Here is a 12,478-nt window from a genome sequence, read left to right on the forward strand (position 1 = left end):
GACTCAGCGAAATTGAATTGTCTGTGAAGATGCAGACTTCCCGCGGTTAGACGGAAAGACCCCATGCACCTTTACTACAACTTCGCACTGGCATCAGGATTGCGATGTGCAGGATAGGCGGTAGGCTTTGAAGCGGGGACGCTAGTCCTCGTGGAGCCATCCTTGAGATACCGCCCTTCGCACTCTTGATGTCTAACCGCGGCCCGTTATCCGGGTCCGGGACCCTGCGTGGTGGGTAGTTTGACTGGGGCGGTCGCCTCCCAAACAGTAACGGAGGCGCGCGAAGGTTGGCTCAGACCGGTCGGAAATCGGTCGTTGAGTGCAATGGCAGAAGCCAGCCTGACTGCAAGACTGACAAGTCGAGCAGAGACGAAAGTCGGCCATAGTGATCCGGTGGTCCCGAGTGGAAGGGCCATCGCTCAACGGATAAAAGGTACGCTGGGGATAACAGGCTGATGATGCCCAAGAGTCCATATCGACGGCATCGTTTGGCACCTCGATGTCGGCTCATCTCATCCTGGGGCTGGAGCAGGTCCCAAGGGTATGGCTGTTCGCCATTTAAAGAGGTACGTGAGCTGGGTTTAGAACGTCGTGAGACAGTTCGGTCCCTATCTGCCGTGGGTGTTGGAGACTTGAGAGGAGCTGCCCCTAGTACGAGAGGACCGGGGTGGACGTTCCACTGGTGGACCAGTTGTCGTGCCAACGGCAGTGCTGGGTAGCTATGAACGGACAGGATAAACGCTGAAGGCATCTAAGCGTGAAGCCCCCCTCAAAACAAGGTCTCCCTTGAGAGCCGTGGAAGACCACCACGTCGATAGGCCGGAGATGTAAGTGCAGCAATGCATTCAGTTGACCGGTACTAATGGCTCGATAGGCTTGATTTGATCCGGAAGAAGACAGACTGTCTTCCTCCCATGCATCCTTGGACAACAAAAACCCCGAAAGGGGCGACGCTGAGCGTGTCTTTCCCGGTCTGGTGGCCCTAGCGCGAGCAAAACACCCGATCCCATCCCGAACTCGGCCGTTAAGTGCCGCTGCGCCAATGGTACTGCGTCTCAAGACGTGGGAGAGTAGGTCACCGCCAGACCTGGTAAGACACGCAAATATCTCTCTGATAACGATGAAAACCCGATCAGGACAAAACTGGCGCGGGGTAGAGCAGCCCGGTAGCTCGTCAGGCTCATAACCTGAAGGCCGCAGGTTCAAATCCTGCCCCCGCAACCAACGAAATCTGCAACAACGACAAGCCAGCGCCCCAAGGGGCGCTTTCTCGCATTGGACCAGCAGGTTGCAGGAGCTGTGCGGCCTCGCTGTGCAGCTCGATCCGCGCCTTGTCCGTGGCGCCATCCTCCGGCGTCTCCTTCAGGAGCCGCTCGACCTCAGCCGCGAACTGGGCCGCGAAACTCGTCGTCATCAGGCCTTGGCGCAGGCGCGCCAGCACCCGCGTCTCCAGCTTCTCGCGCGTGATCGTGCGGCTGTTGCCGCACTCCTGCTTGCCTTGTGTCTTGCGACGATAGCAGCCGTAGCGGTCCTTGCCGGTGATCGTGTAGCCGCCGCCGCAGCAGCCGCAGGTGACGAGGCCGTTCAGCAGGTAGCGCGCGCGGTGGCTGTCGTTCAGCGGCGACGTCTTGCCCGCGTACTGCGCATGCGTCTCCTCCAGCCGGTCCTGCACCTTGTTCCAGATGTCGTCGGACACGATCGCCGGCTCAGGAACCTCTTAGTAGACGATGTCGTCCGCGTCCGCCGGCCGGGAGATCCGGTTGCCGGTGTCCGCGTTGCGAAGGAAGCGGTTCCGTCCATAGACGAGGATGCCGACATAGGCCTCGTTGCGCAGCATGCCGTCACGCTTTCTGGCGTTGCCGCGGATGGTGCTGTCGTTCCACTTGCCTCCGGAGGGGGAGGGGATGCCATCCTCGTTCAGGCGGGCGGCGATATGGCGCGGCGAGAGGCCGTCGGCGTAGCCCTCGAAGATCCGGCGCACGATCGACGCGCGCTCGGGCACGATCTCCCGGTTGAGGCCTTGGCGCTCCGCGCGATCCGGTAGCCGTAGGCCAGCCCCGCCGTGACGCGGCCTTCCCTAGTGGTGCCGATCTGGCCACGGCGCGTCTTGTCCGCCGTCTCCCGGGACTGGTGCTCGGCAATGGCGCCGAGGAACGGGATGAGCTTCCAGTCAAAGCGCCCCCCGTTCGACGCATAGAGGTCGATGCCGCGGCCTTCGAACCACTCGGAGATCACGCTGATGTCGGCGGCCCGCCGGCCGATGCGCTCGATCCCCTCGACGATCACCGCTGCGATGTCGCCCTGCGCCGCACGCGCCTTCATTGCTGTGAGGCCCGGGCGCGAGCGGGGCAGCGTGCGGCCGGAGATGGCGTGGTCGGAGACCTCGCCGGCGATCTCGAAGCCGAGCCGCGCCGCCGTCTCCCGGCCGAGCGCGAGCTGATGCTCGCAGCTCTGATCGTTCTGCTTGTCGGAGGAGTAGCGGGAGTAGAGCAGCGCCTTGGGCTTGCCGCCGCCCAGCACTGCCGGCGCCGGCGCAACACCCGCGGCGCGGCGCCGGCTTCCGGTCGCCGCGCTCATGCCGAGCGGTCCAGCGCGCGGGTCTGGGCCACATAGGCCTTGGCCAGCAGAGTGACGAAGGCGGCGAGCGGGACGTCGACGCGCGTGGCGCCGCCGGGATTGTCGTTGGCGGCTTCAAGCGTTGTCGAGGCGGTGGTGGTCGGGGTCGTCATGGATCGGTTCCTGAGTTGAGGATGCGCCAACTGCTGGCAAAAAGTATGTCGGAACGTTTCGCAGCAGAGGGGAGAAATTTTTTAGCGAAACTCTTTGGGCGGCGCCTCAACTAGGAGGTGCCGCCCAAGAGCCAACGCTCGATCAGGCAGAATAGCGGCGCCGGCGCTTCACCCGCGAGCGGCCGACGAGCTCCCTCGAGATCAACGGGTCCACCCGCTCACCGCCGGCCAAAATGAGTTCAACGCCGTGCTGATGAAGGAGCTCGACGGTGCTGCGGACATGACCCAGGTTGCGCCCGAGTCGCGCCACATCGGTAACGACAACTGCGGCGATGCCGCCTCGCCCGACACGCGCCATCAGCGAGGCAAAGCCGGGGCGTTGCAGTGGATCAGTGGTGCCGGAGACCACGCGATCCGAGAATGCCTCGGCAAGGTTCAAACCGGCTGCCGTGCACCAGGTGCCGCAGCAAAGCAGCTGCTTCGTAACAGGCGCGCCCGACGCGCTCCTGAGATAGGCGAGCACCTCAGTGCGTATTTTACCCGCATTTGCGGCTGAGAGGCAGGTCGTGTTGTTGATGTGCTTGGTCATGGTGGTTGTCTCCGATCATAGGCCACGCAACTCGTGGCACCCAGGACGTGGAGCTGCTCAGGGCAAAGATGATGGAAAGATGCTGATGGGGTCCAGTTACGGAGGAAACTCACGCCTGCGCTGCCCGCGCCGCAAACCTGCCACATAGTGGTCTCTGCGCCTCTACAATCTTTCGCCCGCCGAACGGCACGAGGCCCCAGCAGCGCGTCCCGGTTGTCAGGAGCAACGGCGAACTACTACGTGCGATGCAGATTACGCCACTTGTGACGGTGGCGTTTCGGGTTGACGCTGTGAACACGGAGAGCCCAAAGCCGCCCTTCGTGCGGCCTGCAACGAAAGCAGGCGCAGCAGAAGCTCACGGCCCAAAGCAGACGGTCACGGACAGTCTCGGCGCTTCGACGCATCTTCCGCATTGCTGCCATTCGTGCGCCTCGCAGCATTTTCGGAGGATGAAGGACCGCTGCGCGCACCTTCTGGGTCTTAAAAGCGGTCGTTCTGTCGCAGAGAGGCTAATGATGAATAGCTGAACAATTGCGTGTAAATATCATTAAATTGATATCCCCACACCCAGGAGCATGAGTATAGTTGATAAATAGCATATCATCACATTCCACAACACGCCCGCTTTCAGAACTCGAGCTAACCTCTCTACAGTCGATTTACGCCCGAAAGCAGCGGACATCGCAGGAACAGTTATAGAGAGCCTAGAGCTTTGCAAGTCTATCCTAAGCGCATCCGATGATAAATACTGTTCGATTTCTCGATTGCGGATTATAAAATTTCTTTGGAACGATTTGAACAGAGCATCTATCGACCAAAGTAGTAATAGAGGTACCGTTGATGAATAACAAACAAAAGGGTCGTTCTCGGTGTAAGCGTATGCAGTCACCGCCGTCGCTAAAGTAACTGTCCAGCCACGAATAACAAACAATATTGTGTCAAATCTACCAATGTTGGAGTTACATAATCCCCATTCCGTCATTAGTAGATCGTATTGTAATGCGGAGAAGCTCACGTCTTTCTGGGATAGTGCCTGCATCAAGGTCACTCCTGTAGGAATATCTCCGTATTTCATTGTGCGTTATGATTTAGGGTTAGGGCCAGAGCTTCGCTCCCATGGAAAATGCTCCGGCCAAGGCTCCGCACAGCGCCCATAAAACAGACCATAGGTGCGTAGGCTTCAGGGCGCCGAATATTTGCCCAATCGTCATCTCGCTAACATGGGTAGGCACACTTATTCGGTCGTCAGGTTGTATTGATTTCCTACTTCTGACTTTTTCTTTCCAACTCGCCAAGACACCATTGAATTAGGTGGTTTTCAAGCATTCCTCGTCCAAGGGTACAGTCTGAACGTACCAGTCATAGCCAGGTTAAAGCAGGCCTTCATGTTTTAGGCCTTCTTGAACGATCACAAGCAACGGCAGTCGGCGACTGTATGCCATCGTGGCTTCGATGTGGTTCCAAGGTGTGGGTAGAACAATATTAGAAACCGGTTTCTCCTTATCTCCGCCCCGTTTCTCTAGGCCTTCTGGGAAAAAAGATCTTTCGAGCGCAAGAACTACCATTCCCGCACATCTGTCCATAAGTCCTTCAACTGTCTTAAGGGGTGCATCTACTGAGAAAGTATTTTGTCCCACTGTATTTGGCGAAAGCCCTTCCGCCCTAAGGCGGTTCTCTACAGCTTGAACAAAACGTTCCTGATCAACGTTCGACGTTCCGCCAACACTCAAGAAAATTTGCTCCCTCATAATAGGCAGTATGTGGTTCGAAATCAGTTTTGGCAAGCTGCGGCCAAGCATCCTCTAAGAACCTATAGGTTCAGCAACGGTTAGTTGCGCCGGGGACAGCAGCTTGGTCCCGCTACAGTTGCCTTGGCCAGAATCCTCTCACCACAACATCCGCAACAAAAACGGTGGTTTCTGTCCCTTGTTGGGCACTTCAGCGTCTTCATCACACGATCACGGTCGAACCCTCCGGGCAGAACCCAACTCGTTTCGGCACGTGTATGGCTGATCGCGGGAGCGGCCGTTCACCGCGTCCCGGCGAACTTGCAAGGACGGCACACATCCGACCTGCGACAGTGCAGCGTGATGCTTGCGTTCGTCATGGCTTGAATGTCGGCTTCCTACACCAATGCATGACCAGTTCGCAGCTACGGCGAAGGTCCGGAGTCCGCCCTTCTAGTCTGGCACGGCGACTGCGATGCTGTGCCGACCCCGAATGACTGCTTCTGCACTTCAAGACCTCTGCTTCGCCGCATCGTCGCTACGGCGGGCGTAGAAGGTACAGAACTCGAAAAGGGCGCGCCGGCGTCGGTCGTAGCGGCGACGGAGCAGTGGTCGCCGGCGCGTGTGCCGCCGGATGATCCGGTGGCAGAGGGACCCGAGGGTCCTCAAGAGACGGCGCCTGGTCTTGGCGCCGTCGGCGGTTCAGTCGCGGTCCATCAGCCGGTTTGCGATGCGCTCCGCCTCGAGCGCGTCGAGGACGGTGGTGATGGACATCCGGAAGCGCCGCAGTTCGACGGCGGATGCGGTGAGGCTGGCGGCGCGTTCGTCGCGCCAGGTCGTGGGCCAGCCTCCGCGGGTGTGTCCGTCGTCGGCCTCCCATCCGGCGTAGGTGCCTGCTTCTGCTTCCCGCTCCAGTTGGGCGATCAGCGCCTCGAGGTCGTGCAGCGTCTCGGACGCGAAGATCCGGCTTGGGATGAGCCGCCGCGCGACATGCTCGGCAGCGGCGCGCCTCGCCGGCGCCAGGTGCGGGACCACCTCGTCCAGGAGCATCGCGCGGATGCTGCGGGACTGCCCGAGGACAGCCTCGACACGGCTGGTGAAGCGGGTGGCAGGGGCCATGTCGTTCATCAGGATGCCGTCCCGCGACCGACCGGCTGCCGCTTCGTGCGACGGACCTCCACGACGAGTGGCCGCGGTGCGCTCGGTCGGCGGCTGCCGGGCCGGCGACGGGACGCACGCCGGTCGGCGGCGATGTCGCGCTCCGCATGGAGGCGGGCTCGGACGGCCTGCATCCGCTCCCGGGTCTGGCCGGTGAGGCGGCCGAGAACCGGAGCGCCGGTCATCGCGGAGCAGGCGAAGCCGGCGCTTTCGAGCGGCACGAGCAGGCGCCGGGCCGCAACGAAGCGGGTCGGCTTGTGCAGGCCTGCCGAGGCCAGAGCCTCAGGAAAGCTGACGCGGATCTCGTAGCCGCGGTTGGCGCCGGTCGTTGCCGTCGTGCCGTAGGCGAGGAGCGCGTAGCGCTGGCCGTTGATGGTCTCGATGTCGAGGACTAGACAGGGCCGTGCCTTGGGCGTGATGTCGCCCGATGCGCAGGGGAAGTTGAACGACACGACATCGCCGACGGCGAGGTGGTTGCGCCAGTCGGGTGTCATGCGGGCAGCGGGGCGGTGGTGGTGTCGAGCATGATGTCCTCGGCTCTTGAAGGTGTTGCAATCGACGCGCCCGATCTTCCTCCCTATCTCCGGCGGGGATGTTCCGTCGTGCGCGTCACAGGACGCGTGCACGACGAAACAGGCCCCGCCTGCTCCCTGCCAGCCATCCCTTTCGTGTCGTCCCTCCTGCCTGTGGCGATGGGGAGAGCGTCGAGAGGGGCGCACCCTCTCGACCCCGCCGGGCAGGCGAGCAGAGAAGGGCTCGGGAAGAGGTGCGGAACGATCTTCCCGAGAGCGTGGAGCGGCGTCCCCGGGCGCCGGGGTCTCGGGGCGTGCAGAACGCCCGAGCCGTCGGCGACGCCGAGGAGGTGCAGGGGAGTGGCGAGCGTTCCCATGCGCGGGGGAGTCCAGAGGGGAGGGCACATCCCTCTGGTCCGGCGGAAGGCCCGAGATGGTCAGGGAGAGCGGCGCGTCTCCCGGCACCGCGCCAGCGGGGCAGGGGGTCTGGGGGCTTGCCCCCGGCGAACGGCAGCCCGAGCACAAGGACGCCGTTAGGCGGCGACTGCGCGGGCTGCTTAGTGAGTAAGGTCCCTGCGCCTCGGCCCTCTCCGGTGATTTCCGTCCTTCCGCAAAGCCTCCGACTTCCTGACCTCACCCCGTCAGGACCCCGCCATGTCAGCTCAGGAATACGCCATCGTCGGCCGCATGGAGGGTCTTTGGCCCCACCAGCTTCCCGCCTACGAGATGCACCGCCATCGGCGCGGCGGCGATTGCGGGCACGTGGACCCGTCGCGCAAAAACAAACTGCTCCATGGCAGCGAGACTTGGCCCGCCGAGGCCGCCGCCCGGATCGACGAGATCCGCTTTGAGAACTACAACCAGGAGCTCGCCGCGCTCGAGAAGCGTCGGCGGAAGACGGAGCGGCTGAACCGCATCGTCGAGGGGCCGCGCGATCCCTGGCGCGCCAGCGAGCACGGCCCGATGCGCGAGATGATCCTGACGGCGAACAAGGACTTCTTCGCGGGCGACCTCGACAGCTTCTTCGGGATGAGCAACGGCCTTGAGCGGCAGTTCGAGGAGATCGCGCTGGCCTGGCTGAAGCAGACCTTCGGTGACGATCTGGTCCACGCGCGGGCCGATCTAGACGAGACCTGCTACCACATCCACGCCGTCATCCTGCCGATCGAGACGGGCAAGGAAGGCGGCAGGATGGTCCAGCCGTCGAAGCACGCCGTCATCGCGGACTACGAGCACTTCCAGGACGAGATCGGCAAGTTATTCGCGCCACTGGGCCTCAAGCGTGGGAAGGAGCGGGCGAAGGCGAGGCGTGAGGCTTACGCCAGCGGCGACACGCCGCCGCCCCCGCGCCGTCACGTCCGCACCCGCAAGTGGCGGGAGCAGGAGGACATAAGTCTTGCCGCAGAGCGAGCTGCACTGGAGGCGGCTCAGGCTGAGCAGCAGCGGAAGACGGCGGAAGCGGAGGCGGCGCTAGCCGCGGAGCGCGAGGCGAGCGAGGCCGCCGAGATCCGGCGGCAGCAGGCGGCAGCGCAAGCCGAAGCGGCGCTTGAGGCGGCTCAGGCCGAGCAGCAGCGGAAGACGGGGGAGGCCGAGGCTGAACTTGCCGCAGAGCGCGAGGCGATAAAGGCCGCCGAGATCCGGCGGGAGCAGGCGGCAGCGCAAGCCGAAGCCGCGCTTGAGGCTGAGCGACAGCGGTTGGCCGAGCAGGCGGAGGAACAGGACGCTATTCTTGCCGCCGTCGAAGCGCTTGGCACCGGCCGGATAGACCCGACGCAGGACATCGTGACGCTGGCACCTGCGGCGCCCGAGAGCGCGGAGGCGACGGAGATCGGGACGCGCATCGCCCGCTCGCCGCGCGGCTGGAACAGGTTCGTGGCCGCGCTGACGCCGGGCTGGCAGCGCCTGCGGCAGGCGGCGCGGGAGGAGGCTGACGCGGCCTTGGCGCAGGAGAAGGCGCGGGTCGCCCGCGAGAATTCCGAAATCGACGGCGCGTGGCGGGACCTCGCGCAGATGGCCCGGCAGTTCAGGATCGACACCGGCCCGTTTAAAACTGCCAAGGAGCAGGTGCAGAAGGTGCTTGTCCGGTGGCGCATAATGAAGGCCCGCGACACCGGGCGCAGCGGGCAAGACCAGGGTGAGTAACCGTCTCCACTCGGCGTCACGAACGGTTCCCCTGCCGCGCAGGCAGAGCTAGACCCGGTGCAAAAAGCACGAGGGACAGGATGCCGACATTGCAGTGGCTGACGGGCGACGCGGATCGGCGGGCGGCGGCGCGGGTGCCGTTCCGGCTTCTGACCGAGCAGCCGGACCTGTCATACGGTCAGGGCGAGAACGGCCTTCTGGTGCAGGGCGATAATCTGGAGGCGCTGAAGGCGCTGCTGCCATTCTATGCCGGCCGGGTGAAATGCATCTATATCGACCCGCCCTACAACACCCGCTCGGCTTTCGAGCACTACGATGATATCCTGGAACATGCTCAATGGCTGGGGATGATCGTGCCCCGGTTGATGCTGCTACGGGAGTTTCTGTCCGAAGACCGCAGCATCTGGGTCAGCATCGACGACAACGAAGGGCATTACCTCAAGGTCGTGATGGACGAGATTTTCAGACGAAGGAATTTCGTGGCGAATGTCACTTGGCAGAAACCCTACGCACCCGCCAACGATGCAACTTGGCTGAGCGAGTCGCATGACCAGATATTGGCATTTGCGCTACGAAAGCCTGAGTTCATAACAAACAACGTCCCGCGAAGCGAACAGTCATTGTCCGTCTATAAGAACCCCGACGATGATCCGCAGGGCCTTTGGAGATCCGATACCTATACCTGCGCCAAGAGTGCTGCTGAACGACCGAACCTCTACTACCCGATAGTTCAGCCTTTTACGGGCAAGGAGATATGGCCAAAGCAGACACGAGTTTGGCGCGGTGATCGAGGTGCCGCTGCTATTCGCCGAAGTCGACGGCGAGCTCCTGCCCGCCGACACCGACAGTCTGATGGAGCTGTCCGACTGGACGCTCTGTGAAGCCTCCGCCCACCTGGAGGAGGCTGACCTGAGCTTCCAACGCGCCGACGAGGTGATGGAGATCGACCTCGACGGCGAGAAGCTGGTCTATACGCGGATGACAGTCACGCAGCCGAGGCTAATCGGCATGGGCGCGGTCGATGAGGACAGCCTGGCGGCGACGCTGATCCAGTGGCTAGAGCGCGCCTGCCGCGCGCCGGACCTGCCGCAGGAGCACTTGCGCGGTTGGCTCAGCGCAGCCGTGGCCCATCTGCGAACTCGGCGGGGTGTCAGCATGGACACCCTGGTCGATTGGCAGGATGCGCTTTCGGCAAAGCTGCGGCAGCGGATCGCAGAGCAGCGCGAGGCAGCGCGCCGGCAAGTGCGCCAGGCCGCCCTCTTTGATGAAGGTGCTGCACCCGCGGTCGTCAAGGACGCAACGATCCGCTTCGATGCCTCGACCTATCGCGATGCCCCCCTCACCTATTTGAACCGCCTGCGCTTCCAGAAGCACCTGCTGGGAAGTGATGCCGTTCCTACTTTCGGCGGCGACGAGACCGGCGAGGAGTTCGCCTGCGCCCAGGCCCTCGATGCGCTCGAAGAGGTCGAGGTCTGGGTGCGCAACATCCCACGCCACCGAGACAGCTTCTCGCTGCCGCTGCTGAAGGGCAACTTCTACCCCGACTTCGTCGGGAAGCTGAGGGACGGGCGTCTCTTCGTGCTCGAATACAAGGGCGCCGACCGCGCGACAAACGAGGACATGCGCAACAAGACGCAGATTGGCGAGTGTTGGGCGGGGGCCTCGGACCATGTGTTCGCGACCATCGAGAAGATGAAGCACGGCCGCAGCATGGCAGATCAGATGCGGGCTGCCATCGGCTCCGGGAGCGGCTGATTGGAGCCAGAACACCCGCTTTTTGAAGTTTCTTCTTTACTAAAACAAAACTTTAAGCTCTTCATCGTCTTTTTCTTGTCCATGTCATCACGGCGGCGCTTCGGTCGTTCCAAAATCATGATCAGCGCGGGCAATCATCCGCGATCGGCTCATAACTACGGAGGTTGATCATGAGCGTTACGGAACTGGCGGGTGACAAGACGGCGAAGATGACAGCGATCGAGCGGGTTCTCGCGTCTGTCTCCAAGGAGGCGACGAAGGAGGTCGTCTCCCAGCAGGCAATCAATGCCGCGATTAGCGCGGCTGTTCAGCAATGGCTGAAGATCGCGGACGAGCCGACCCGTGTGGCGTTCTTCGCTGCCATCGAGGCCGTCGTCAGTGAGAGCGTCGCGCGGAAGATCGAGCGTCATCCGCTACGCCCCGCCGCGGTCACTCCTCTGGTCGAGACTGCACGTGCCAAGACGGAGGCCGAGAAGCTGGCCAAAAAGTCCAACGCAAGCCGCACCAAGGAAGAGCGCGAGATGCAGCAACTGGCCGAACTGAAGGCGAAGTATGAAGCCAAAGGGCGCGGCTCTTCTAAGGCTTCGCCGGAAGCCGAAGCCTGAAGAGGCTAGAACGACCACCCATAAGTGCGGCGACGGCACCAAGTTGCCGTCGCCGTTCCGGCAGGTGACCCGACATCTGCAGAAATGTAGTACGACGTGAACCAGAAACGCATCCGGCGGCTAACGCGTTCGATGCCGATCTACCACAAGCCCAACACCGGCACGCCAAGGAAGGGCACAACACCTACCCGTTCCTGCCGGGCGGGCTGAGGATCGGTAGCCCAGGAACGCGTCACCGGTCGGCAGCGCGTACCACCACGCGTACCGGATGGTGGTCCGTGTGGATAAAGCGGAGGTCTTCGGTTCGTACATCTACGAGCTCGACATTCGGAGACAGCAGAAACCCGTCGACGATTGTCGTGTAGTTGACGGCAGGCGTATAGGGTTGGTGCGCAGTCCGGACCGTCGGCACCCGCGAGTCGGCCGCAACCCTCCAGCCTTTAGGAACCGAGTCCGGGAGCAGATCGCGGATCCAGAACAAGTGCGCGGCGGCGGTGGCGTGCGGGAATCTGGTCACGACGAGACGCATGTTGAAGTCCCCACCGACGACCACATGCCGCCCAGCGAGATACTCGTCCTGCGCGAAGGCCAGCACCGCTGCTAGCTGCTTCTCGCGGATAGCGGCGTCGACACTGTCGAACGCCGCGAGGTGGACGTTGACGATCGTCCACGCGTCTGGCCCAGCAAGGCGCAGGATATGGGCCCTATAGCCCTTGCGGAACAGGCCGAATTGGAACTTCGGTTCGAGCGGTAGCCCGCGCGCTTCAGCGCCCGCAACCTCTACGCGACTGAACGACGCGTTGCCTATTACAGTGCGGAACGGCGGCGGGACAAAGCGCGTCTTGATGTCGGGGCCAAACGTCCACGTCGTGTCCGGCGCCGCGGCGCTAAGCGCCTCGAGCACGTCCATCCCGTAGGTGCTGAACGACGGACGCGCAACCTCCTGGAGAAGAAGGACGTCCGCGTCGGCGCCGGCGAGCCAGCCGACAATGGCGGCAAGGTTGTCCTCAACAAGGCGCTTGTCGCGCGGCCGCTGCTGCTTCCCCCCGTCAAGGACGAAGTCCGCGTCGCGTCCCATCCCGGCATAGCCGATGTTGAACGTCACAACTGACAACTCCGTACCGGCAAGACGAACTGGCGCGCCTCCTGCGACTGGCACCGCTTCGACTGCAGGGGGAACGTGGAAACGGTTTACGACAGCGCAGCCGCTCGCCGCGAAGGTGAGGATGGCGAGAACCGCGAGCGTCATGGGGAGGTCCAT

14 protein-coding genes, 1 tRNA gene and 2 rRNA genes (1 of these 17 running past the window's edge) are annotated in these 12,478 nt (G+C 62.7%); 7 read left to right on the forward strand and 10 right to left on the reverse strand.

Features of this window, described 5'->3' with window-relative positions:
• The 3 genes from ACNR9W_RS04500 to ACNR9W_RS04510 form a co-directional block, all read left to right on the forward strand.
• Window positions 1–884: ribosomal RNA gene (locus ACNR9W_RS04500) — 23S ribosomal RNA — on the forward strand; it begins 1,950 nt to the left of the window's first position.
• A gap of 88 nt (window positions 885–972) precedes the next feature.
• Window positions 973–1,087, forward strand: a 5S ribosomal RNA gene (gene rrf / locus ACNR9W_RS04505).
• Between the two features lie 60 nt (window positions 1,088–1,147).
• Window positions 1,148–1,224: transfer RNA gene (locus ACNR9W_RS04510), tRNA-Met, on the forward strand.
• Here the strand turns inward: ACNR9W_RS04510 and ACNR9W_RS04515 are convergent.
• The 8 genes from ACNR9W_RS04515 to ACNR9W_RS04550 all read right to left on the reverse strand — a co-directional run bounded on the left by ACNR9W_RS04515 (window position 1,181) and on the right by ACNR9W_RS04550 (window position 6,697).
• On the reverse strand, window positions 1,181–1,696 hold the full coding sequence (locus ACNR9W_RS04515; protein WP_419271727.1) for a recombinase zinc beta ribbon domain-containing protein: 516 nt from the start codon (window positions 1,694–1,696) through the stop codon (window positions 1,181–1,183). The two genes, ACNR9W_RS04510 and ACNR9W_RS04515, sit on opposite strands and share 44 nt — an antisense overlap.
• A gap of 21 nt (window positions 1,697–1,717) precedes the next feature.
• Window positions 1,718–1,981 carry a recombinase family protein gene (locus ACNR9W_RS04520; RefSeq protein ID WP_419271725.1) on the reverse strand — a complete coding sequence of 88 codons (264 nt, stop codon included), beginning with the start codon at window positions 1,979–1,981 and terminating at the stop codon, window positions 1,718–1,720.
• Window positions 1,918–2,577: a recombinase family protein gene (locus ACNR9W_RS04525; RefSeq protein WP_458478635.1), complete on the reverse strand. Its 660-nt coding sequence runs from the start codon at window positions 2,575–2,577 to the stop codon at window positions 1,918–1,920. Before ACNR9W_RS04525 ends, ACNR9W_RS04520 begins: the two co-directional genes overlap by 64 nt.
• The gene (locus ACNR9W_RS04530) at window positions 2,574–2,729 is read right to left on the reverse strand and encodes a hypothetical protein (protein WP_419271533.1); all 156 of its coding nucleotides are present in this window, start codon (window positions 2,727–2,729) and stop codon (window positions 2,574–2,576) included. Before ACNR9W_RS04530 ends, ACNR9W_RS04525 begins: the two co-directional genes overlap by 4 nt.
• A gap of 142 nt (window positions 2,730–2,871) precedes the next feature.
• Window positions 2,872–3,318, reverse strand: a complete 447-nt coding sequence (locus ACNR9W_RS04535) for a recombinase family protein (RefSeq protein WP_419271535.1) — start codon at window positions 3,316–3,318, stop codon at window positions 2,872–2,874.
• Window positions 3,319–4,688: 1,370 nt separating this feature from the next.
• Entirely contained in the window at window positions 4,689–5,066 is a 378-nt protein-coding gene (locus tag ACNR9W_RS04540) for a hypothetical protein (protein WP_419271536.1), read from the reverse strand.
• Between the two features lie 681 nt (window positions 5,067–5,747).
• Window positions 5,748–6,173, reverse strand: coding sequence for a hypothetical protein (locus ACNR9W_RS04545; protein ID WP_419271537.1), 426 nt, complete (start codon window positions 6,171–6,173; stop codon window positions 5,748–5,750).
• Window positions 6,173–6,697 carry a hypothetical protein gene (locus tag ACNR9W_RS04550; protein WP_419271538.1) on the reverse strand — a complete coding sequence of 175 codons (525 nt, stop codon included), beginning with the start codon at window positions 6,695–6,697 and terminating at the stop codon, window positions 6,173–6,175. Before ACNR9W_RS04550 ends, ACNR9W_RS04545 begins: the two co-directional genes overlap by 1 nt.
• Before the next feature lie 672 nt (window positions 6,698–7,369).
• Between ACNR9W_RS04550 and ACNR9W_RS04555 the strand changes: the two genes are divergently transcribed.
• The 3 genes from ACNR9W_RS04555 (at window position 7,370) to ACNR9W_RS04565 (ending at window position 10,612) form a co-directional block, all read left to right on the forward strand.
• Window positions 7,370–8,857, forward strand: coding sequence for a plasmid recombination protein (locus ACNR9W_RS04555; protein WP_419271539.1), 1,488 nt, complete (start codon window positions 7,370–7,372; stop codon window positions 8,855–8,857).
• Window positions 8,858–8,946: 89 nt separating this feature from the next.
• Window positions 8,947–9,738: a site-specific DNA-methyltransferase gene (locus tag ACNR9W_RS04560; RefSeq protein ID WP_458478636.1), complete on the forward strand. Its 792-nt coding sequence runs from the start codon at window positions 8,947–8,949 to the stop codon at window positions 9,736–9,738.
• The gene (locus ACNR9W_RS04565; RefSeq protein ID WP_419271541.1) at window positions 9,641–10,612 is read left to right on the forward strand and encodes a hypothetical protein; all 972 of its coding nucleotides are present in this window, start codon (window positions 9,641–9,643) and stop codon (window positions 10,610–10,612) included. Before ACNR9W_RS04560 ends, ACNR9W_RS04565 begins: the two co-directional genes overlap by 98 nt.
• Here the strand turns inward: ACNR9W_RS04565 and ACNR9W_RS04570 are convergent.
• Complete coding sequence (locus ACNR9W_RS04570; RefSeq protein WP_419271542.1) at window positions 10,576–10,746, reverse strand: hypothetical protein; 171 nt, start codon at window positions 10,744–10,746, stop codon at window positions 10,576–10,578. The genes ACNR9W_RS04565 and ACNR9W_RS04570 overlap by 37 nt on opposite strands.
• Before the next feature lie 36 nt (window positions 10,747–10,782).
• Between ACNR9W_RS04570 and ACNR9W_RS04575 the strand changes: the two genes are divergently transcribed.
• Window positions 10,783–11,217 (forward strand): hypothetical protein, encoded by a 435-nt coding sequence (locus ACNR9W_RS04575; protein ID WP_419271543.1) that lies wholly within the window; start codon window positions 10,783–10,785, stop codon window positions 11,215–11,217.
• 232 nt (window positions 11,218–11,449) lie between these two features.
• On the opposite strand, the gene ACNR9W_RS04580 is transcribed toward ACNR9W_RS04575, so the two are convergent.
• Window positions 11,450–12,466: an endonuclease/exonuclease/phosphatase family protein gene (locus ACNR9W_RS04580; protein WP_419271544.1), complete on the reverse strand. Its 1,017-nt coding sequence runs from the start codon at window positions 12,464–12,466 to the stop codon at window positions 11,450–11,452.
• Window positions 12,467–12,478 lie beyond the last annotated feature (12 nt).

It is taken from the genome of Paracoccus sp. T5 (assembly GCF_048538155.2).
Taxonomy (GTDB): domain Bacteria; phylum Pseudomonadota; class Alphaproteobacteria; order Rhodobacterales; family Rhodobacteraceae; genus Paracoccus.

What these genes read in the sequence shown, in the direction of transcription:
- ACNR9W_RS04525 (WP_458478635.1), bottom strand. Translation starts at nt 2,577, where the DNA reads ATGAGCGCGGCGACCGGAAGCCGGCGCCGCGCCGCGGGTGTTGCGCCG.
- ACNR9W_RS04530 (WP_419271533.1), bottom strand. Translation starts at nt 2,729, where the DNA reads ATGACGACCCCGACCACCACCGCCTCGACAACGCTTGAAGCCGCCAAC.
- ACNR9W_RS04535 (WP_419271535.1), bottom strand. Translation starts at nt 3,318, where the DNA reads ATGACCAAGCACATCAACAACACGACCTGCCTCTCAGCCGCAAATGCG.
- ACNR9W_RS04540 (WP_419271536.1), bottom strand. Translation starts at nt 5,066, where the DNA reads ATGAGGGAGCAAATTTTCTTGAGTGTTGGCGGAACGTCGAACGTTGAT.
- ACNR9W_RS04545 (WP_419271537.1), bottom strand. Translation starts at nt 6,173, where the DNA reads ATGAACGACATGGCCCCTGCCACCCGCTTCACCAGCCGTGTCGAGGCT.
- ACNR9W_RS04550 (WP_419271538.1), bottom strand. Translation starts at nt 6,697, where the DNA reads ATGACACCCGACTGGCGCAACCACCTCGCCGTCGGCGATGTCGTGTCG.
- ACNR9W_RS04555 (WP_419271539.1), top strand. Translation starts at nt 7,370, where the DNA reads ATGTCAGCTCAGGAATACGCCATCGTCGGCCGCATGGAGGGTCTTTGG.
- ACNR9W_RS04575 (WP_419271543.1), top strand. Translation starts at nt 10,783, where the DNA reads ATGAGCGTTACGGAACTGGCGGGTGACAAGACGGCGAAGATGACAGCG.
- ACNR9W_RS04580 (WP_419271544.1), bottom strand. Translation starts at nt 12,466, where the DNA reads ATGACGCTCGCGGTTCTCGCCATCCTCACCTTCGCGGCGAGCGGCTGC.